Source organism: Eikenella sp. HMSC071B05 (assembly GCF_001811325.1).
In the GTDB taxonomy this organism is placed as follows: domain Bacteria; phylum Pseudomonadota; class Gammaproteobacteria; order Burkholderiales; family Neisseriaceae; genus Eikenella; species Eikenella corrodens.
On sequence record NZ_KV804539.1, the window covers coordinates 83,177 to 103,264 of the forward strand.

22 protein-coding genes and 1 pseudogene are annotated in these 20,088 nt (G+C 57.6%); 9 read left to right on the forward strand and 14 right to left on the reverse strand.

Annotated features, from left to right (window positions below; genetic code table 11):
* Positions 1–97 precede the first annotated feature (97 nt).
* From HMPREF2796_RS01370 to HMPREF2796_RS01380, 3 genes are all read left to right on the forward strand, one after another.
* Positions 98–1,036 (forward strand): DMT family transporter, encoded by a 939-nt coding sequence (locus HMPREF2796_RS01370; protein ID WP_070630351.1) that lies wholly within the window; start codon positions 98–100, stop codon positions 1,034–1,036.
* 96 nt (positions 1,037–1,132) lie between these two features.
* Complete coding sequence (trpB, locus tag HMPREF2796_RS01375) at positions 1,133–2,335, forward strand: tryptophan synthase subunit beta (protein ID WP_070630353.1); 1,203 nt, start codon at positions 1,133–1,135, stop codon at positions 2,333–2,335.
* Between the two features lie 46 nt (positions 2,336–2,381).
* Complete coding sequence (locus HMPREF2796_RS01380; RefSeq protein WP_070630355.1) at positions 2,382–3,098, forward strand: hypothetical protein; 717 nt, start codon at positions 2,382–2,384, stop codon at positions 3,096–3,098.
* Positions 3,099–3,262: 164 nt separating this feature from the next.
* On the opposite strand, the gene HMPREF2796_RS01385 is transcribed toward HMPREF2796_RS01380, so the two are convergent.
* Positions 3,263–4,231: a DUF4189 domain-containing protein gene (locus HMPREF2796_RS01385; RefSeq protein ID WP_070630357.1), complete on the reverse strand. Its 969-nt coding sequence runs from the start codon at positions 4,229–4,231 to the stop codon at positions 3,263–3,265.
* 352 nt (positions 4,232–4,583) lie between these two features.
* Here HMPREF2796_RS01385 and HMPREF2796_RS01390 point away from each other — a divergent pair, with 352 nt between their 5' ends.
* Positions 4,584–5,063, forward strand: a complete 480-nt coding sequence (locus tag HMPREF2796_RS01390; protein WP_070630359.1) for an outer membrane lipoprotein — start codon at positions 4,584–4,586, stop codon at positions 5,061–5,063.
* Positions 5,064–5,161: 98 nt separating this feature from the next.
* Here HMPREF2796_RS01390 and HMPREF2796_RS01395 read toward each other — a convergent pair whose 3' ends face one another.
* A complete protein-coding gene (locus tag HMPREF2796_RS01395; protein WP_070630362.1) occupies positions 5,162–5,950 on the reverse strand; it encodes a DsbC family protein in 789 nt (262 codons plus the stop codon).
* 162 nt (positions 5,951–6,112) lie between these two features.
* Positions 6,113–7,303, reverse strand: coding sequence for an elongation factor P maturation arginine rhamnosyltransferase EarP (earP, locus tag HMPREF2796_RS01400; RefSeq protein ID WP_070630662.1), 1,191 nt, complete (start codon positions 7,301–7,303; stop codon positions 6,113–6,115).
* A gap of 657 nt (positions 7,304–7,960) precedes the next feature.
* Here earP and prmC point away from each other — a divergent pair.
* Positions 7,961–8,782, forward strand: coding sequence for a peptide chain release factor N(5)-glutamine methyltransferase (prmC, locus tag HMPREF2796_RS01405; protein WP_070630365.1), 822 nt, complete (start codon positions 7,961–7,963; stop codon positions 8,780–8,782).
* Between the two features lie 147 nt (positions 8,783–8,929).
* Here prmC and HMPREF2796_RS01410 read toward each other — a convergent pair.
* The 6 genes and pseudogenes from HMPREF2796_RS01410 to rarD form a co-directional block, all read right to left on the reverse strand.
* Positions 8,930–9,909, reverse strand: a pseudogene (locus HMPREF2796_RS01410) (peptidoglycan DD-metalloendopeptidase family protein).
* A gap of 87 nt (positions 9,910–9,996) precedes the next feature.
* The gene (locus tag HMPREF2796_RS01415) at positions 9,997–10,662 is read right to left on the reverse strand and encodes a protein-L-isoaspartate(D-aspartate) O-methyltransferase (RefSeq protein WP_070630366.1); all 666 of its coding nucleotides are present in this window, start codon (positions 10,660–10,662) and stop codon (positions 9,997–9,999) included.
* On the reverse strand, positions 10,659–11,414 hold the full coding sequence (surE, locus tag HMPREF2796_RS01420) for a 5'/3'-nucleotidase SurE (protein ID WP_070630369.1): 756 nt from the start codon (positions 11,412–11,414) through the stop codon (positions 10,659–10,661). Before surE ends, HMPREF2796_RS01415 begins: the two co-directional genes overlap by 4 nt.
* Before the next feature lie 180 nt (positions 11,415–11,594).
* On the reverse strand, positions 11,595–11,978 hold the full coding sequence (gene panD, locus HMPREF2796_RS01425; RefSeq protein ID WP_003824535.1) for an aspartate 1-decarboxylase: 384 nt from the start codon (positions 11,976–11,978) through the stop codon (positions 11,595–11,597).
* 138 nt (positions 11,979–12,116) lie between these two features.
* Positions 12,117–12,620, reverse strand: a complete 504-nt coding sequence (locus HMPREF2796_RS01430) for an acyl-CoA thioesterase (RefSeq protein ID WP_070630370.1) — start codon at positions 12,618–12,620, stop codon at positions 12,117–12,119.
* 62 nt (positions 12,621–12,682) lie between these two features.
* The gene (rarD, locus tag HMPREF2796_RS01435) at positions 12,683–13,582 is read right to left on the reverse strand and encodes an EamA family transporter RarD (protein ID WP_168162807.1); all 900 of its coding nucleotides are present in this window, start codon (positions 13,580–13,582) and stop codon (positions 12,683–12,685) included.
* Positions 13,583–13,874: 292 nt separating this feature from the next.
* On the opposite strand from rarD, the gene HMPREF2796_RS01440 reads away from it, so the two are divergent.
* The 3 genes from HMPREF2796_RS01440 to HMPREF2796_RS01450 all read left to right on the forward strand — a co-directional run bounded on the left by HMPREF2796_RS01440 (position 13,875) and on the right by HMPREF2796_RS01450 (position 15,053).
* Positions 13,875–14,186, forward strand: a complete 312-nt coding sequence (locus HMPREF2796_RS01440; protein WP_070630372.1) for an ElaB/YgaM/YqjD family protein — start codon at positions 13,875–13,877, stop codon at positions 14,184–14,186.
* A 151-nt stretch (positions 14,187–14,337) separates the two neighbouring features.
* A complete protein-coding gene (locus HMPREF2796_RS01445; protein WP_070630374.1) occupies positions 14,338–14,760 on the forward strand; it encodes a phage holin family protein in 423 nt (140 codons plus the stop codon).
* A complete protein-coding gene (locus HMPREF2796_RS01450) occupies positions 14,757–15,053 on the forward strand; it encodes a hypothetical protein (RefSeq protein ID WP_070630375.1) in 297 nt (98 codons plus the stop codon). The genes HMPREF2796_RS01445 and HMPREF2796_RS01450 overlap by 4 nt, the downstream gene beginning before the upstream one ends.
* Positions 15,054–15,244: 191 nt before the next feature.
* On the opposite strand, the gene HMPREF2796_RS01455 is transcribed toward HMPREF2796_RS01450, so the two are convergent.
* The 4 genes from HMPREF2796_RS01455 to HMPREF2796_RS01470 all read right to left on the reverse strand — a co-directional run bounded on the left by HMPREF2796_RS01455 (position 15,245) and on the right by HMPREF2796_RS01470 (position 18,738).
* On the reverse strand, positions 15,245–16,114 hold the full coding sequence (locus HMPREF2796_RS01455; RefSeq protein ID WP_070630377.1) for a DMT family transporter: 870 nt from the start codon (positions 16,112–16,114) through the stop codon (positions 15,245–15,247).
* A 223-nt stretch (positions 16,115–16,337) separates the two neighbouring features.
* Positions 16,338–17,411 (reverse strand): AI-2E family transporter, encoded by a 1,074-nt coding sequence (locus HMPREF2796_RS01460; RefSeq protein WP_371327456.1) that lies wholly within the window; start codon positions 17,409–17,411, stop codon positions 16,338–16,340.
* A gap of 66 nt (positions 17,412–17,477) precedes the next feature.
* On the reverse strand, positions 17,478–18,017 hold the full coding sequence (locus HMPREF2796_RS01465; protein ID WP_070630382.1) for a hypothetical protein: 540 nt from the start codon (positions 18,015–18,017) through the stop codon (positions 17,478–17,480).
* Positions 18,018–18,366: 349 nt separating this feature from the next.
* Positions 18,367–18,738, reverse strand: a complete 372-nt coding sequence (locus tag HMPREF2796_RS01470; protein WP_070630384.1) for a hypothetical protein — start codon at positions 18,736–18,738, stop codon at positions 18,367–18,369.
* Positions 18,739–18,895: 157 nt separating this feature from the next.
* Between HMPREF2796_RS01470 and HMPREF2796_RS11470 the strand changes: the two genes are divergently transcribed.
* Entirely contained in the window at positions 18,896–19,129 is a 234-nt protein-coding gene (locus HMPREF2796_RS11470; protein ID WP_141749126.1) for a hypothetical protein, read from the forward strand.
* Here the strand turns inward: HMPREF2796_RS11470 and HMPREF2796_RS01475 are convergent.
* The gene (locus tag HMPREF2796_RS01475; protein WP_070630385.1) at positions 19,109–19,600 is read right to left on the reverse strand and encodes a tetratricopeptide repeat protein; all 492 of its coding nucleotides are present in this window, start codon (positions 19,598–19,600) and stop codon (positions 19,109–19,111) included. The genes HMPREF2796_RS11470 and HMPREF2796_RS01475 overlap by 21 nt on opposite strands.
* Between the last annotated feature and the right edge of the window lie 488 nt (positions 19,601–20,088).

Sequence of the window (20,088 nt, forward strand, 5' to 3'; positions counted from 1 at the left end):
CATGCAATCTTCGTCCGTAAGCAACTGTGTTTTCGCAGTAAATGTTTTCAGGTAGCCTTCCGTTAGCAGCGGCGGGCTGTTGCAAGAGGATTAAACCATGCGTTTCCGTATTTGGCAGGCAAACGGCCTGCCACACCCTTATGTGATGCTGTTTTTGGCACCGGCGTTCTGGGCCACGAGCAATGTGGCGGGCAAACTGGGCAAGGCTTGGCTTTCGCCTTATGAGTTTACGTTTTGGCGCTGGGTGCTGGCGGCTTTGCTGCTTTCGTGGTTGTTCCATGCGCGGATTCGGGAGGATCTGCCTGTGCTCAAGCGGCGTGCGTTGTGGCTGTTGCTGGTGGGCGGCAGCGGGTTTGCGCTGTTTAATATCGTGCTCTACAGCGCGTTTGCGCGCGGGGCGGCGGTGGTGAATGTATCGATTATCACGGCGCTGATTCCAGTGATGGTGTTGCTCGCGGAAGTGCTGTTTTGGCGCACGTGGGCGCATTGGCTGCAATGGCTGGGGGTGGGGCTGTCGTTTGCGGGCGTGGTGTGGGTGGTGGGCCGGGGCAATCCGGCCGCACTGCTGGAAACAGGTTTGTCGCAAGGGGATGCGCTGGCGTTGGTAACTTCTTTGATTTATGCGGGCTATTCGCTGGCGCTGCGCGCTGCGCCGAAGGTACATTGGGCGAGCCTGCTGTGGGCGATGTGTGTGGCGGCGGTGGTGGTGAGTGCGCCGTTTTATGTGTGGGAAGGAGTGGAGAAAAGCTTCCGGATGCCGCCGTGGCAGGCTTGGCTGCTGCTGCTTTATGTTTCTGTGTTTATCGCGATTCTGTCCAAGCTGTTTTATATGGAAAGCGTGATTGCGATTGGCGCGGGGCGGGCGGCGCTCACGATGAATCTGCTGCCGGTGTTCGGCGCGCTGGTGGGCGCGGCGGCCTTCCCAGACGAGCGCTTGGGCGGCTATGTGCTCACGGCCTTAATCTTGGTGGCGGCGGGGATTGCGGCTTCGGAATGGGGCGCGGCGAGAAAACGGGCTTTGGAAAGCGCGGGATAAGCGGTTAGAATGGAGTCCTTGATATTCATGAAGGCTACCTGAAACGGGTTTGGCATTTTCAGGTAGCCTTTCTACCCCATTACTAAAGGACGAACCATGCAAAACTACCAAGCCCCCGACGAGCGTGGCTTTTTCGGCGAACACGGCGGCGTGTACGTTGCCGAAACCCTGATTCCCGCCTTACAAGAGCTGGCGGATGCCTATAAAGCAGCGAAAAACGACCCGTCGTTTTGGGAAGAGTTCCACCGCGATTTGAAACACTACGTCGGCCGCCCCAGTCCCGTTTATCATGCCGCGCGATTGTCCGAGCATTTGGGCGGCGCGCAAATCTGGTTGAAACGCGAAGACTTGAACCACACCGGCGCGCACAAGGTCAACAACACCATCGGTCAGGCACTACTTGCCCGCCGTATGGGCAAAAAACGCGTCATCGCCGAAACCGGCGCGGGTCAGCACGGCGTGGCTTCCGCCACCGTCGCCGCCCGCTTCGGCATGACTTGCGACGTGTACATGGGCGCGGACGACATCCAGCGTCAAATGCCCAACGTGTTCCGCATGAAATTGTTGGGCGCAAACGTGGTCAGCGTCGACAGCGGCAGCCGCACGCTGAAAGACGCGATGAACGAAGCCATGCGCGAATGGGTCGCCCGCGTGGACGACACGTTCTACATCATCGGCACCGCCGCCGGCCCCGCGCCGTATCCCGAAATGGTGCGCGATTTCCAATGCGTTATCGGCAACGAAGCCAAAGAACAAATGCAGGCTGCTATCGGCCGCCAGCCTGATGTTGCCGTGGCCTGTGTCGGCGGCGGCTCGAACGCCATCGGCCTGTTTCACCCGTATATTGGCGAAGAAAACGTGCGCCTCATCGGCGTGGAAGCCGGTGGTTTGGGTGTGGACACCCCCGACCACGCCGCGCCGATTACCAGCAAAGCCCACATCGGCGTATTGCACGGCTTCCGCAGCTATTTGATGCAGGACGAAAACGGCCAGGTCTTGGGCACACACTCCGTTTCCGCAGGCTTGGATTACCCCGGCATCGGCCCAGAACACAGCCATTTGGCCGACATCGGCCGTGTGGAATACCATGCGGCGAACGACGATGCCGCGCTGGAAGCGTTTGATTTACTGTGCCGCTTTGAAGGCATTATCCCCGCGCTCGAATCCAGCCACGCCCTCGCATGGGCAGTCGCCAACGCGCCGAAAATGGGCAAAGACCAAGTGATTCTGGTCAACCTGTCCGGCCGCGGCGATAAAGACATCAATACCGTGGCGAAGCTGAAAGGGATTGAGTTGTAAGGTTTCAGGTAGCCTTTGGGCTACCTGAAACTTTACCTGCATCATCATGCCGGATATTCACCGCCTCCCCGCCCCTCTACTCAAAGCTTGGGATAAAGTGCAAGCCGAACGCGAGCGCGAAAAATTCCGCGACAGCGTAAAACGCCAATGGCTGGAACAATTATTTAAAGCCGAACTCAAAACGCGCGGCTTTCAGACGGCCTCCGGCGGTTTTATTTATTGGGTTAAAGACGGCTACATTTTCAGCGTTGTCCAGGCTTATTTGGTGGCCGTGTTTAACGGCAAACCCATCAGTGAGCGTGTATCCATCCGCATAGAAGCCAAACCGGATTGTCTGGATTCGTTGTTTTTCAAACTGTTTGGCGAAGAAGAGATGATGAAAAGCTTCAGCAGCCGGCTCAATGGCGAACCGTCACTGGGTTTGACAGGAATACAAGACGAGTGGCGCATACAAGAACCCGACTTCGCCCACTTTACGCTTGAGCAAATGCTGGATTGGGTACGGCAGCCTGCCGGACAAATAGAAGATGACATTACCCGCTTTACGCAGCAAGTGCCCGATTTAGAGGGCTTCTGCCACTTCATGCAGAGCCGCCCGTTAGAAAGCGGCATGGAAAACGAACTCTATGCGCTGGTATTGTTCCGCCTGCAACGATACGGCGAACTGCGCCGCTTCCTGGCCGGCCGCCCCGATTTCTATCAATTCGCCAACGGCACCAACCTGTTTGCCGCTTTGCGACAAATATTGGATGAGCAACCGTAGCCCGGCACGGCCAATCCGGCACTCTCCTACTCAAATCGCTCGGTTCAGCCCTTTTGCTTCCGGCCATAAAAAGGCTACCTGAAAATTCAGCTTTGCAGAACTCGTTTTAACTGCATTGAAGCTTACGCTTTCAGGTAGCCTTTTCGTATCCACTGCCAAACGCCCTAGCGCGGATGGCGCATGATAATGCGCAGGATGTTTTCGTCTAGTTCTTCATCCGGCTTATCCAAGCCCACCGGCTTCACTTGGTCGTTGAAATGGCCATAGCTGCCCAAGAGCGGCTGATCGAAATAGCAGCCGTTTTTGGTGATGTCGCAAGGCAGGGCGCAAATGCTGTGTTTAAACAGATCGCATTGCGTGCCGCCGCTGCTGCGGCAGTTTTGAATAGCGGCATAGTCGGCATGCCGGGCATCTAGGCTGACGGAGGGAAAATGGGTGAGGCGGCCGTTTTTCTGCCCCACCGACATACCGAAACACATATTGCTAAAGCGCTGCCACACGCCGCATTGATTGCCGGAAGCGCGTTGGCATTGGCGCAGCGCATCGGCTTTGGCGGCTTCTTCGGTGGGGTGGGCGGCGGAGGGGTAGATGACTTCGGTGTTGTTTTCATTCATGGCAATGGCGCGCCACACACGGGGCTTGGCCGGCGTATTGGCTTTATTGGCTGCGCTACCGGCAGCTCCCGCACTATCAGCGGCTTGCGGCCTGTTTTGCGGCTTGAGCTCTTCGCGGTATTCTTCGCAGCCGTATTCTTTCTCGACATTGCCAAAAGCGGTATCGCGCACTGAAAGGATGGTGCCGTCTGGCTTAGTTACCACGATGCGGTATTCGTAGCCGTTGTAATGGCGGTAGTTTTGGTAATACTGCACATTGCCGGATTGGCCTACATAGGCCTGACGGATTTCGTAGAGATCAATACGCCAGGCATAGAGGTTGCGCACTTCATTATTTTTCACGCAGTTGCGGCGCACGATATCGGGCATGCGATGGGCGCGTTCGGCAACAAAATCGCTGATGTCTTTGCCGCGCCAGCGCAGGGTGTCGGTCGGGCGGATGGTGGTGGCGCAGCCAGCCAGCAGTAAAACAGCCGCCCAAGGCAGCAACCGTTTCAGGAAAAAAGATTGGGGAAACATGATACTCTCCGTTTAAGATTGAATGTTGGCACACTAAACCATGCGGCGCGCATGATACGGCAAGGCAGGCCGAAACCATAGCAAAAATTAAATGAATTCGCCGAAAATTAAAACTTACACCAAACGGCATCAGGCTACCTGAAACAGATTTGCAGAAACGATCCAAACTTTCAGGTAACCTCATTTGGCCGGGCAAGCAGGCATTCCGCCAGATCGAAACATATAGCGGATTCACTTTAAACCCATACGGCGTTGCCGCCTCGCTTTGTTTGAATTTCATCCACTATAATGTTATCCGCTATATAATCCCGCCCGTTTAATCACATCTTTAATCACATTTCAGGAGAACACCATGTCTACTTCACGCTTGCTTGCTGCTGCCGTATCCGCCGCCCTGCTGCTGGGCGGCTGCGCCAACAGCTCCGCCCTGCAATACACCACTTCCCAAGCGCAAAACACTGCCCGGGTATATTACGGCGAAGTGCTGTCGGTAACGCCCACCACCATCCGCGGCGAAGACAACGCGCTGCTCACCACCGCCGGCTCGCTGCTCGGCGGCATCGGCGGCAGCAATTTCGGCAAAGGCCGGGGCGAGGCAGTGAGCGCGATTTTGGGCGCGGTTGTGGGCGGTTTGGGCACCCAGTCGCTCACCCGCGGGCTCGACAGCCAGCGCGGCTATGAAATCGTGGTGCAGCTCGAAGGCTCGCGCGATGCGATCTCCGTAGTGCAGAAAGACGACATCCCATTCCAGCCCGGCCAGCGCGTGCGCGTGCTGCAAGGCGCCAACGGCGTCACCCGTGTGCTGCCGGCGGGGCAATACTCAACTTACTAACGATTGTTTGGCCGGTGCGGCTGCGCCGGTCGGCTGCATTATTGGCAATAAAAAGGCTACCTGAAACTTTCAGGTAGCCTTTCGTTTGGGCAGATGCCTTATTTCTGGTTGGCTTCCAATGCTTGCTGCAAATCATCTTTCGGCATATAGCCGGGCACTATTTTACCGTTGGGGAACACCATGGTGGGGGTGCCGTTGAAGCCGTAGCGGTTGCCCAGCGCCATGGTTTCTTTCACCGGGTTTTCACAGCCGGCAGATTCAGGCGGCACGGTGCCCTTGCGCATCCATTCGGTCCAGGCGGCGGTGCGGTTGGGGCTGCACCAAATGCGCACGGCTTTGGCTTCGGCGGATGGGTGCAAGCTGGGGATGGGCATCATAAAGTTGTAGATGGTGATGTCGGTCATCTGCTCGAATTCTTTTTCCAAACGGCGGCAGAAGGGGCAGTCGGGGTCGGAAAACACGGCCACTTTCAGCCTGCCGTTGCCGCGCACTTCTTTAATGGCGGAATCGAGCGGCAGGGTGGTGAAGTCGATGCGGTTGAGCTCTTCGCGGCGGGTTTCGGAAAGGTTGCTGCGTTTGTTCACATCAATCAAATCGCCGGTAAACATATGGTTGCCGTCAGCAGTCATGTACACCAGCTGGTTGCCGGAAAGGAACACTTCATACAGGCCGCTGACGGGAGCGGGGGTAACGCTCAACACTTCCAGGCCTTGGTCGCCGTAGGTTTGGGTGAGCTTGTTGCGGATAACGGCTTCGGGGCTGCCGGCGGGCGCAGAAGTGGCCGAAGCGGCAGCGCCGGAGGCATTTTGCTGCGCGGCGGGCTGGGCGTTGCAGGCGGCCAGAGGCAGCATCGCAGCCAGCAGGATGGCGGAGAGAGCGTGCTTCATTCGTTTGTTCTCATTAGGTGGTTGTTAAAACAGGGGCGCATTATACCGAAATCTGGTCGGGTGGGCTTTTGTGGCATGTAAATGTAATTTATTGCCCGGATTGGCTTTCAGGTAGCCTTTTGAAAGGCTACCTGAAAGTTGTTTGGGCGGCAGCAATGTACTTCAGCCCACTAGCCCCGGCCAGCGCGCCAACATGCGCTCTACGGCATCGGGCTGGCGCAGCAGTTCGCCCTGCCATTGCTCGGCAGCCTGGCGCCATTGCGGCAGTTGTTGCAGCAGTTGCCGCCAGCTTTCAGCACGGGCGGCGGGCGTGAGCGTGTCGGCATGGTTCAGGTCGTCGGAAAGGGCTTGGTGAGCGGCGGGCAGCGGGGCAAACGCGGCGGCTTTATGCCAGAAGGCGTGCAGTTTAGGCAGATGAGCCTGCTCGGCCTGCGGATAGATGTGCCACAGCAGGGGCGTGCCGGCGAGCTGGGCGCGCACGAAGCTGTCTTCGCCGCGCACGATGGCCATATCGGCCAGCCACAGCACGGCGTCAAATTCGGCCTGCGGCACAAAGCCGATGCGGATAAGCCGCACCGCGCCGGCCTGCCACACGCTACCGGGCTCGCGCAGGGCATGCTCGGGAATCGCGCCGGCTTGGCACAGGCTGTGGATAATTTGCCGGTCGGCCAGCCATACGTCTAAGGCTTCGCCCGCTGCCTGCCAGGCGGCGAGCCAATCGGCCCATTGTGCACCGGCATAGCCAAAGCAGAAACATTGCACGGCGCGGCGCGGGGCTTCAGGTAGCCCCAAGCGGCGGCGCAAGGCGGCTTGGGCGGTGGGGTTGGCGAGAAAGGCCTGCTGCTTTTTCAGGTAGCCTGCTTCGCGCAGGAGGCCGCCGCTGGTTTCGCTAAAACCCATCAGCCAAAAATATTTTTCCGTGCCGTCGGCTTGCAGCGAAGGCTTGCCGTGCATGGCTTCCGCCCAAGGTTCGGCGCTGAGATATTCCCAATTGAGCCACAGCGGGCGGTGTGTGCGAACGGCGGCCAGCGCGGCGGGAGGCAAATCGCAGCCGAAGGTTTCGATCACCAAGGAGGGTGCCGCCGCGGCCAATTCGGCCGCGATGCTTTCAGCCGCATCGCCCTGCCAATGGTGCGCCCGGATGGCGGCGGGCAGCGGGGCATCGCCGAGCAGTTTGGCCAGCGAGGCGGGATGGTCGTGCCAGAGGGCTACCTGAAAACCGGCTTCGTTCAGTCGGCGTGCCAGCCGCAGGGAAACGCCGATGTCGCCGTAGTTGTCGATCACGCGGCAAAACAACCAGGCGGCGGGCTGGGTGTCGGTATGTTTGGGTGGAAAAAACGGGTTTGATGGCACGATAAATCTTTCGCTGGGCAAATCTTCAGACAGGACGGCAATTTACGTTAGCTACGCGCTCTGTCAAGCGTTTTGGCGGAAATTTTTTGGTTTTCCCACAAGGGGCTAAGGCAGCCGCTTTCGGATTGGCATAAAGGCTCAAATCTGCTGCTTGACAAGTTTCGCTTTCATTTAATTGTTTGATATTTTTATATTTTTAAAAAATTGGCCATTTTTTATGCAATCTAAGCCGAGGCCTGATTTATCAGGAAATCTTACGCTTCCCACGGGGTTTTCCACAAAGTTTTCCACAGCTTTTGTGGGTAAGGGATAAAGCTGCGATAGCCGCGTTTTTTTGGCAGATTATTGCCTGCGGCAGATGGGGCGAACAGGTTGGGGATGGATGCCGTTGGAGCACAAGCAACTGACTAAATTTCAGGTAGCCTTCCGCATGGGCACCCTGTTCAACTACGTCGGCAAAAACGGCCTATTTGGCATGGAAAATGGTTGCTAGGCGGGCAGGATGGGAGGCTACCTGAAAACATCGCTGCAATATAGCCGCCGCCATTTTCATTTTAATCCACTATCGCTGCGCAGAGCCGCCGCTTTCAGGTAGCCTTTTGCCGTGCCGCCGTTTCGGCTACCATAGCCGCCGTTTGATTTAACAAAGAAGCAATCATGACTTTTCAACAATGGCTCGATTCCTGCCGCCTGCCCCGCCTGGAGGCGCGGCTGCTGGTGGAAGCCGTGTGCCGCATCTCTCATGTGAGGCTCATCAGCCGCAGCGGTGACGAGCTGCCGCAGCCGCAACGCGCCGTGCTCGATATGCTGGCCGCCCGCCGCCGCCTAGGCGAGCCGATGGCTTATCTGCTCGGCAGCCGCGAGTTTTACGGCAGAAGCTTCCGCGTATCGCCCGCCGTGCTGATTCCGCGCCCCGAAACCGAGCTTTTGGTGGAAGCCGCGCTTGCACGCCTGCCCCCGGGCGGGCGGCTGTGGGATTTGGGCTGCGGCAGCGGCATCATCGGCCTCACTATAGCGCTGGAACGCCCCGATGCCGCCGTGCGTGCTTCCGACATCAGCCCCGATGCGCTGGCCGTGGCGCAAGCCAATGCCGCCGCACTGGGCGCAAGTATCGAATGGGCGCAAGGCTCATGGTTTGCCGCCCTGCCAACTGCTGAGATAGCGGCAGGCCTGTTCGACATCATCACCAGTAATCCACCCTACATCGAGGCTGGCGACGAACACCTGACACAAGGCGACCTGCGCTTCGAGCCCGCCGCCGCGCTCACCGATTTTGCCGACGGCCTCAGCCATATCCGCACCCTCGCCGCCCAAGCTCAAGGCTACCTGAAACCCGGCAGCTGGCTGCTGCTGGAACACGGCTGGAACCAAGGCGAAGCCGTGCGCGGCATTTTGGCCGAACACGGCTGGCAGCAGGTGGAAACCCTGCGCGACTTGGCCGGGCTGGACAGGGTGAGCATCGGGCGGAAGGCGGTATAGCCAACACCTTTTTACGGCCATGGCTTGTCCATAGGGACAGTGTTCCGCCATACACGGAAATAACAGGCTTTATTTTGTCGACGCACTCAAAAGGCTACCTGAAAACCGGTTTGCAGTTTTCAGGTAGCCTTTGTTTCGCCCGAGGAATTAGTTCGGAATATATTGCAGCGGATCTACCGGCTGGCCGTTTTTGCGCAGCTCGAAGTGCAGCTGCACGCGCTGGCTGTCGCTGTTGCCCATGGTGGCAATGCTTTGGCCGCGGCGCACGGTTTGGCCTTCGCGCACGAGCAGGCGCTGGTTGTGGCCGTAGGCGGTAAGGTAGGTTTGGTTGTGCTGCACGATGATGAGGTTGCCGTAGCCGCGCAGGCCGGAACCGCTGTACACCACTTTGCCGTCGGCAGCGGCTACCACGGGCTGGCCGGCGGTGCCGCCGATGTTGATGCCTTTTTCACTGCCGCCGAAGCGGGTGAGGATGTTGCCGGCGGTGGGACGCTGCCAGGTGATGCCGGCGGCGCTGCGGGTGCTGCCGGATACGGAAGGCGTGGCAGCTGGGGTGGCAGCAGTGTTGGCCGGCGGGTTGGGCGTGGGCGCAGGCGCGGGGGTGGTGCGCGGCGGAGTAGCGGGCGGGGGGTTTGCGCAGTAGCGGGCGGAGTGTAGCCGGCGGGCTTAACACGCAATACTTGGCCGACGCTGATGTTGTTGTCGGGCAGATTGTTCCAAGCGCGCAGATTGTCTTGGCTGATGCGGTAGCGCAGGGCGATGTTATACACGGTGTCGCCACGTACCACGGTGTGCTGGGCGGCGTTCACGTCCACCGGAGCGTAAGACGGAGTGTAGCCGCTGCCGCCGGCAGGAGCGGCGTTGGCTGCGGGCGGAGTATAGGGAGCGGGCGCAGCAGCGGGCGGAGAGTAGGGGGTGGTATTGGCGGCTTGGGTGGAGGCAGGCGGGCTGTAGGGCTGCGCGCCGTAGGGGTTGCTGTCGGCCGCGGCAGTATTGCTGCCGTAGTTGTTGCCGTAGCCGGCACCGTTGCCGGACACTACGGGGGCGGGCGGCTGGGTGAGGGCGCAGGCGCCGAGGAAAACAGTGAGGATGAGGGGAAGGGTGCGGAAGGTAAACAATTGATTCATGGGGATGCGGGCTTTCTGTGCACGGAAACAGCGCAATCATAAGCAATCCGTGCGGTTTCATGCAAGGTTGGGCGGCGTATATCGCGGTTAAGTTCCGTTAATCAGCGGTACAAAGCGGGCTTCGTGCACGCAGGTTTCGTGGAAGCCATGGGCGGTTTTTTCGATGAGCCACAGGTATTGCTGCCCGCCTTCGTCCAGCGGGATCACCATGCGGCCGCCCACGGCGAGCTGTTGCAGCAGGGGCAGTGGCACTTCGGCAGGCGCGGCGGTCACAAGGATGCCCCGGAAGGGGGCTACTTCGGGCAGGCCGAGGTAGCCGTCGCCGCACACCAGCCGCGTGCCGCCGAGCAAACGGGCGGTGCGCAGATTGTGTTTGGCTTTTTCGTGCAGCGCCTGCAGCCGTTCCACCGAATAAATCTGCTTGAGCCCCACGGCCTGCAGCACGGCGGTTTGGTAGCCGCAGCCGGTGCCGATTTCCAGCACCGGGCCGAAGTTTTCTACTGCCGCGTCGCCGAGCATGAGCTGGGTCATCACGGCCACGGTGTAAGGCTGGGAGATGGTTTGCCCCAGCCCCAAGGGTAGCGACATATCGTCATAGGCACGCGAGCGCAGGGCCTCTTCCACAAACACATGCCGCGGCACGTTGCCCATGGCGGCGAGCACGTCGGCACGGCTGATGCCCATTTTGGCCAGCCGCTGCACCATATTGCGCCGCCGCCAATCGAAGCTGCCGCTGGTGTGTGCTGCGTTCATAGTGCGGTGTCCTGCCAAAATTGCGCCACACTGCCTAAGCCGGCGTGGTCGGTTAAATCCACGGAGAGCGGGGTAACCGTAATCATGCCGGCTTCGTTTTGTGCGAAATCGGTGTCTTCTTCGCGGCCGAGCACTTCGCCGGCCGCACCAATCCAATACACATTCTCGCCGCGCGGGCTGCGGGCGGCCACCACGCTTTGCTGATGATGCCGCCGCCCCAGGCGCACGGTGGTGATGCCTTGGATTTGGTTTTCCGGTACCGCCGGGATGTTGACGTTCCACAGCACGGGTGCGGCGGGCTTGGGCGCGGCGAACAGATGGGTGAGCAGCCGCCACACGGCCTGTTCGGCGGTGCGCCAATAGCGGCCGCTTTTGTCGTTGAGCGAAAAGGCAATCGCGGGGATGCCGAGCAGATAGGCTTCGGTGGCGGCGGCCACGGTGCCGGAATAGAGGGTGTCGTCGCCCATATTCGCGCCGTGGTTGATGCCGGAAAACACCCAGTCGGGCTGGAAATCGGGCAGGTTGTGCAGGGCGAGGTGGATGCAGTCGGTGGGCGTGCCGTCGACAAAATAGAAGCCGTTGGCGGCTTCTTGGATGCGCAGCGGGCGGTCGAGCGTGAGCGAATTGCTGGCGCCGCTGCGGTTGCGCTCGGGGGCGACCACGCGCACGTTGGCAAATTCGGCGGCCACCCGGGCGAGGATGGCGAGGCCTTCGGCTTGGTAGCCGTCGTCGTTGCTGATGAGGATATTCATGGTTGGCTTGTGGCTGCCTGAGAACGGGTGGTTTGGGGTTTCAGGTAGCCTGCAAACGGGGCAGCAGGCTACCTGAAACTGGGTTTGGGAGTTTGGCGCTGTTAAAGCGGCCGCTTTAAGGCTACGCAACAATTCAACCTTGGCTGCGCCAAGGCATTGCTTTCAGGTAGCCTTTGGTGTTTACAAAACGGTATTGGCCGGCTCGTAGTCGATCACGTCGCGGATTTTGTTTTGCGCGTCCACCAGCACCACTTTCGGCCGGTGTGCGGCGATTTCCGGCTCGGAGAGCAAAACGTACGACATGATGATTACCACGTCGCCCGGCTGCACCAGCCGTGCCGCCGCGCCGTTTAGGCAGATTTCGCCGCTGCCGCGCTCGCCGGCGATGGTGTAGGTTTCCAGCCGCTCGCCGTTGTTGTTGTTCACAATCTGCACTTTCTCGTTCACGCAGATGCCAGCCGCATCAAGCAGATCCAAATCCACGGTGATGCTGCCTACATAGTTTAAATCGGCGCGGGTAACGGTGGCGCGGTGGATTTTGCCGCCCAGCAAAGTTCGGAACATTTCGGGAATCCTGGAAAAAAGCGGTATTCTATCGCAAGCGGTGCGCGGGCTGAAGGCTGCCGGTCATTTTCAGGTAGCCTTTTCCGCCCGTGCCGGTTTGCCGGACATTTCTGTCCGGCCTGCAAGTTTCAGGTAGCCTTATTCTGCTCCGCAGCCGCAGCCGCAGGAAAGGGAGGCGGAGGCCTGCAGGCTGAGCTGTTTGCGCTGCAGCGCTTTTTCGTGGCGGCAGCGCTGGCGTTCGCCGGTGATTTGCAGCGGCGGCACGGGCACGGGCTTGCCGTTTTCCACGGCCACCATGGTGAAATAGCAGCTGTTGGTGTGGCGCACTTGGCCGGTGCGGATGTTTTGCGCTTCCACGCGGATGCCGACTTCCATGGAGGTGCGGCCGGTATAGTTGACGCTGGCGTAGAACGTAACCAGCTCGCCCACGTGAATCGGCTCTTTAAACAATACTTTGTCCACAGACAGGGTAACGCAGTAGTGCCCGCTGTAGCGGCTGGCGCAGGAATAGGCCACCTGGTCGAGCAGGCGCAAAAGCTCGCCGCCGTGCACATTGCCGCTGAAATTGGCGGTGTTGGGCATCATCAGTTCAGACATCACCAGTTCGTGCGCGGGCAGCTGGCGGGTTTGGGATTCGGTCATGGTGTTCCTTGGCGTGTGAGAATAAAGGGATTATTTTATGCTATTAACGCAGCATGGCTTGATTAAACTTGTTTATGATGCGATTTCTGCATGCCCCGCCAGCCGTTGGCCACCAAAAGCAGCAGCCCCGCCCAAATCAGGCCGTAGGTGATGTAGGCCGATGGCTGCACCGGCGTTTTCAGCACCAACACCACCAGTAAAAACAGCAAGGCTGGCTCCACATAGCTGAGCATGCCAAATAGGTTGACCGGCAGCAGCAGTCCCGATTTCAGATTAAGCGACATCGACACCGCGCTGGCCATGCCCAGCAGCGGCAGCAGCAGCCAATAGCGCGGCTCGCCCAGCACCCATGCCGTCATATCCGCGTGCCACAGCAGATAGGCCAGCGCAAAGGGCAGGATTAGCGTGAGGTCCAGCGTGAGCCCTTGCAGGGCGGGGATTTTCATCTCGCGGCGGTAGAGGTAGTACACCGGATACGCCAGGCACACCCACAGCGTGGTCCACGAAAAGGCCTGTTGCGTCCATATTTCGTGCGCCACGCCCAAGCCCGCCAGCACCAGCGCCGCGGTTTGCAGGCCGTTGAGCCGCTCTTTGAGCCAAAACCGCCCCGCCAGCACCATCACCACCGGAAACAGGAAATAGCCCATCGCCACATTCACGCCCTCATTGTTGACCGGCGCCCACATAAACAGCCAAAACTGGCTAGCCACATCCAGCGTGCCCAACAAAAACAGCAGCCAACGGCGGAGGCTGTTCAAATGCGTACGCACAAAGCGCAGCATGGCCGGCAGGCCGATGAGGCGCAGCGTGATCAGCCACAGCCCCGCCGCCATCACCACCATGCGCAGCGCAAACACATCCGTGCCGCTAATCGGCTGCATCCAATGGCTAAATAAATACAGCACGCTAAACAGCAGCTGCGACAGCAGGCACAACACCACGCCTTTGCTCAAATCTGACACGAACACCCCAGGGAAAGAATACAGAAGAGTTTGATTATATAATGAATTAACGCTATTCGATACTACTCAGGCAGCGGCTGGCTCACGGTGTGGCAAAAGTGAAATCAAACTGCCCTATCGGCTTACCGCATACGGCGCAGGGTTTCAGCTAGCCTCAGGCAGAGCGGGAAAGGCTACCTGAAAAGATGGCGGTATATTTTTCAGGTAGCCTTGATAAACCATCCCACCGCTCCATATAATCTTAAACGGCAGGCCGAATGCCGTTACTCTTAACCTAATCAGGAGATTAAACATGAGTAAAGATTTTGACCAGCAAAAAGAAGAGCTCTTGCAAGAAGTGCGCTCCGTACTCGACGACGTGGAAGAGCTGTACCACAGCAGCGTTGAAGAAGGCAGCAAAGAAGCCGAGCAGCTGCGCGGCAAGCTGCAACGCAAATTGCAGGCTGCCCAGCGCAAATTGGGCGATTTTGAAGAAGTGGCTGCCGAGCGCGTGAAACACACCGCCCGCCAGGCCGACCAACTGGTGCAAGACAAACCCTACTACGCCATGGGCTTCGCCGCCCTCGCCGGCTTGGTAGTGGGCGTGCTGCTCAACCGCCGTTAATATTTGCCCCAGCCGCCCGCCCCGCCCTGTGCAGGCGGGCGTTTTATAGCTGTGCAAAAAATAGCTGCACCAACCAGGCGTGATACGGCATTGGTCAACTTTGCCTCATACCTATATAGCACCACTATCCCCATCCCCCCGGGAGCGCCGCATGAGTCTCAAACACAACATCAACCACATCCGCTTCCTCATCAACCAAGGCGCGGATCTCTTGCTGCTGCGCCTGCAAATCCTCGGCATCGACCTTTCCGGCCAAGCCTCAGGCTTAATAAAAATTACCGCCGCCCTGCTCGCCGGCAGCGTGTTGCTGCTCGCCGCCTTGGTCAGCCTTTTCTTCGGCCTCGATGCCGTCCTGCCCGTACACGCCAAAATCTGGGTGTTTTTCAGCCTGCCCGTGTTGCTCCTGCTTATTGCTTGGTTCTTACTCGCCCGCGCCCTGTCCGGCTGGCGGCAGGCCGGCGTTCAGGTAGCCTCCACCCTCGCCGACATGCGCCGCGACCTCGATACTCTGCGCGGCCGCACTTCCGGCATAAACACCCAGCCTGCCGACACCGCGCCGGAGCAGCCAGAATGAGCCCACAGCCCCAGCAGCCGCTCAGCAAAGCGCAGCAACGCGAATTGCTCGCCCTGCAGGCCGAACTCGCCCGCCTGAAAATCCGCAGCGAAAACCTGCGCCAACAAGGCCGAAACCGCGCCGGCAAACCCATCGACTGGCTCAAACTGGCCGACAGCCTGCCCGTAGCCATGCTACTGTGGCAAGCCGCCGTCCTACCCGCCCCCAAGCAACGCCAACTGCTGCCCAAATTCGGCCGCCTGCTGTGGCGCTGGTGGAGCAGCGAGCAGGGGAAAGGGAAAAAGGGAAAATAAATATTTGGGCTGATGGCAAAGGCTACCTGAAACCCATCCCTGCGCTACTGGCGATAGCAACCAACCACTAGCGTGTTGGGGGAAAGATGAACCAAACAAACCAAAGGCTACCTGAAAGCGGTTTGAAGTACTTTCAGGTAGCCTTTGGTGTGAATCCAATCTGCCAACAGCAATGCTGCCCGCAGCCAGCTTCACGCCAGCTGCCGACGTGCCAGCAGTTTCGGCATCGCCACTGAAGCCGCCGTAGCGGCAATCACCAACAAAATCCCCAGCCACGACAACACGGAAACCTGTTCGCCCAACACCAGCACGGCCATCAACGTGCCGAACACCGGCTCAGAGGCGGTGAGCATGCCGGAGAAGTTGGCCGACACACTGGTCATGCCTTTGTTCCACAGCGTATAGGAAAGCCAGCTGCAACACACGCCCAAATAGAGCAGCCCCAGTGCGCCTGGCCAGTTCCATTCAATGCGTAGACTGTCGGCAAAGGCCAGGCTCACCGGCAGGCACAATAGCGGCGCCACGGCCATGGAAAGCGAAGTGAAGGCAGGTGCGCCGATTTCGGCAATCATCCGCTGCGTGGGGCGCATGGTGGTGCAAAACACAGCACCGCCGCCGAACACCATCAGGCAGCCGAACAGGTTGATGTCGCCTTCCCCGCCGCTGCCGGCAATCAGGAGCGCCACCCCGGCAAAGGCCGCCAGCCCGCACAGCCAGTGATACCAGCGGGCAAAGTCGCGGAAGAAAAAGTGGCCGATAAACACCATCAACAGCGGCTCGAGCCCGACGATGGTGGAAGCGCTGGTGGCAGAGGTATATTTCAGCCCCACAAATTGCATGGCCAGCACCACCACATAGTTTAAAAACGTCAGCCACAGCAGCGGCCGCCAATGCCGTTTTTCCAAACTGCGCCCGAAACGCAATGCCGCCGGCAGCACCAGCAGCGAGGCCAGCAACAGGCGGCACAGCAGCATCAGGAGCGGATCGGTCATGGTGTAGGTGTATTTGGCCGCAATAAAGGCGCTGCTCCACAAAATGAGCGCAATGATTTGGTAAAGCACGGTGTTTCCTTAGCCGAAGTGCGGCAGGCGAAAAAAGGCGGCAGTTTACTCCGCACCGGGCAGCGGGGCAATGAATGGCAGAGCATGGCCAATATAGCCGTGTTCAATCGGCTACGAGCCGCAGACCTCAGGCACCACGGCCAACGAGCCTATGCCATATCTTGCACCTCAAGCGGCAAATCGTGGCAATCCAATCCGCTCACGGCTGGCAGAAAACAATACTTTAAATCAACCCCGCCTGCTTCAGCTCGTTCTTCACATAAGCGTAATACACCGGCGAAATGATGATGCCGCCGATGCCGAAAATTCGCTCGAACACCACCATCACCAGCAATAATTCCCACGCGCTCGATTCGATTTGCGAGCCGATGATTTTGGCGTTGAGGAAATATTCCAGCTTGTGCACCACCACCAAAAACACCAGCGAAGCCGCGGCCACATACAGCGACGCGCCCAGGCTGAGGATGATGATGACCGTGTTGGACACCAGATTGCCGGCCACCGGCACCAGCCCCACCACGAACGCAATTACCAGCACGGTGAGTCGGAAAGGCAGTTCCACGCCGAAGGCGGGCAGAATCAGATACAGGTACACGGCGGTAACGGCAGTATCGATTAAAGAAATTTTCACCTGGGCGATAAACACGCGCTCGAAGCTGGTTTGGAAGTTGGTAATGCGTCGCACCAGCTGGACTTTAAATGGCGGCATTTGATGGCGGCTGCGGCGGGTGTTGAGGCGGTGGAAGCTGAGCAGCGCGCCGATAATCACACCGATGAGCACGTAAACGAAGGAGGTGAAGCTGTTTTTGCTGATGCGGGTAAGTGTAGCGCCGTATTCGGTGAGCAGTTCGGCAGCGGCGGCTTTGATTTCGGCCAGATTTTCGGGCAGCATATTCAAAATGGCCGGCGGCAGCTCGCCGCTGTTTTTGGTGTCGGCCAGAATGGCGGCGAGCTTAGCCAGCATCACCGTGATGTGCCCGCTGTGAATCAGGCGGTACACACCCAACGCCATCAAAGTGATGGCCAAGAGCACCAGGCTGATGGTGAACGTGGCGGAAACAAGATTGATATTGCGCACATTAAGCGAGCGGTGCAGGAAGGTGTTTTGCGGCAACAGGCGGTGGCGCATCCACAGAATCAGGCCGTTGGTGCGGTTGATGAAAATGTAGGTAAGGATGATGGAGAGCAGCAGCGGCAGGAAGCGGAAATGCAGGATAACCAGCAGCGCGGCGGCCATCAGGATATAGGAAGCGGTGCGGAATTTGGTGGTTTCGGTGTGCATGATGTGTGTGTGCATGGATTTAAGGGTGGGGCTACCTGAAAAGCGGGGATTGGATTTCAGGTAGCCTTTCTCTGGATGGTGTTAGTCGGTAGTGCTATCGCTATCGGTATCAGTATGGCGGGCAGATAGGGGAAGTATATTGTAAAGCAACAGTTCGTGCGGTACGGTGGTTTGATCGCTGCCGGAAAAAGCAAGCTGGTTGTCGCTGTAACCCTTTTCTATGCCAAAGGTGGCAACAAGTTTGCGGCCGGAGAGCTGCGGGATGATGTCGTTAAACGTAAACTCCACCGTATTGCCTTGTTGAGCGGCAGTCTTCAGGAATGGGAAGTGTTCCGTGGTGGGCAAAGATAATTTGATTTGGCCAGGCTTGGCGGTATCGGCGCCATCTAGGTTTGTATGCTCATGGATATGTTTAAACAGCCTGGCCAGACGGCCTCTAATAATATAGTTGATACAGGCTTGGTCGGCCGTGCTGAGAAGCTCGGCATAGACGGGGTCGTCTGTGTCTGCTCCGGCAGCCTGCAAATTGGCGCGAATGCCGAAACGGCAGCGTTCGGCGATATATTGGTCGCCGGGGTGGGCTTTATCGAATTCCTCTTGTCGTTGGGAGGATAATTCCATTCGGCGGGAAAACTCCTCAAAACTGTATCCCAAACCAGATTGAGGGTTGGCATGGGCGGGGCGGTTGGCGCGAGGCCGATGATGCGGTGCGGCTTGAACGGTTAGGGGCGTAGCAGCCAGCAAAGAAGCCAGTAAAACAATATATCGGTATTGCATGGTTTGTTCCTGAATTAAGTTGGGAAGAGGCTACCTGAAAATATGGCTATTGTTGTTTTCAGGTAGCCTTTGGGCGGTCGGGTCGGGTTAGAGAATCCGTCCCACAGTTGCTGCCTGTAAGCATGAGTTTCAACGAGGTTAAAACCATTTGCGTGTGTTTTGTATACACCCTGCCCATGCAGGCTACGCTTGCTCACACTTCATCAGCGTAATTATTCTTAATAAATTCAATACACTCTTTCAATTTCTCTATAACAATTTCAGTTGGCATGACCACTACGATTTCATCAGTTAATAGGCTGTCTATTTTTGTCATCTCTTTGCCAACAATTACCCCAAAGTGCTCTCGATACTGCTCAACTTCACCGCCATTAGGCACTTCTTCCAATATTTCCTTCAATAGGGTTTCAGACATTTCCAATAAGTGCTTAACCCCCATCCCGCCGTCATCCATTAAGAAATCTGCTAACCAGCCAAAGTTTTCATACCGACTACTCTCATGAAAGAGTACCCCAAACCGGTTGCTACCGGTTTGAAAGAAATCTTTTGTAAAAATTAAATCCATACTTAAGGGCCATTAAATTATTTCATCAGAGGGCAAACAGCAGGCGTAGCCAGCATAGCGGTAGCCGCAAGTCGGATACTCGAATCTGACATTTGGGCATAAAGCCTGCTTCGCTGAATCTGCGTTTTCAGGTAGCCCAAAAGGGGCTACCTGAAAATTGAAAACCGCGTACGTGTGCTCCGCATACCCTCTGCCAAGCGGGCTGCGCTCGCTGACTATCAAACGGATTAAGGCGGTTGAAGAAGCCCTCAACCGCTGGGCGAGAAAGGCATTGGATGATGAGATGCCGGGTGATTTGTTTTTAGCGACGATCGCCAATAGCATTGAAGCATTGCGCTTGAATTGCGAATGCAAGGGCATCACAAACCGTTCAATTGCCTGCCTGATTTAAATAGCGGTATTGGTTGCAGGCTTCTTGAAATCCACTATCACATGCTTTGCCGAACCATTCCTTGCTAAGATGCAAATCTTGGCGCACGCCTCGTCCGCTGTCATACATCACACCCAGATTATATTGTGCTTCGGCAACTCCCTGTTCTGCCGCTTTGCGAAACCATCTGAATGCTTCGGCATCGTCTTGGCGCACACCTTGTCCGCTGTCATACATCGCCCCTAGATTATTTTGGGCTTGGGCAACCCCCTGTTCCGCTGCTTGGCGATACCATCTGAACGCTTCGGCATAGTTTTGGCGCACACCTTGTCCGTTGTCATACATAACACCCAAATTATATTGGGCTTCAGCATCCCCCTGTTCCGCCAACTGCAAGGTCTCCCGAAAATCTGATGCGTCATCCGCCCACACTGCCTGATTTAAACCCAAAGCCAGCAATGCGGCTGCCAGTAATTTTGTCAAATGCTTCATTTTAATTCTCTTATGGTTTTTAAAACGTTAATGGATGGGCGCGTGGTATGTGCCCGAAACCTTTATGCCGTCTGAGAAACAGATTTTATCCCGTCATAGGGATTTCTCCCTGCTGCCGCACCAATGTGCAAAACTCTGTGCGCAAACTGTGTCATGTTCCTGTTTGGTACAGAATTCGGTTTATGCGTTCTTTTGCGATGTGCAGGCTGCTTTTTTGGGGCGAAAAGCAGCCTGCACTAGCCGAATGTTAAACGGATTAAGGCGGTTGAGGAAGCCCTCAACCGCTGGACGAGAAAGGCATTGGATGATGGGATGCTGGGTGATTTATTTTTAGCGGCGCTCGCCAATAGCATTGAAGCGTTGCATTTGAAGCGCGGATGCAAGGGCATCACAAACAGTTCAATAGCCAGCCTGATTTAAATAGCGGTATGGGTCGCACCCTTTTTGCCATCCACCATCACATGCTTTGCCGAACCATTCCTTGCTAA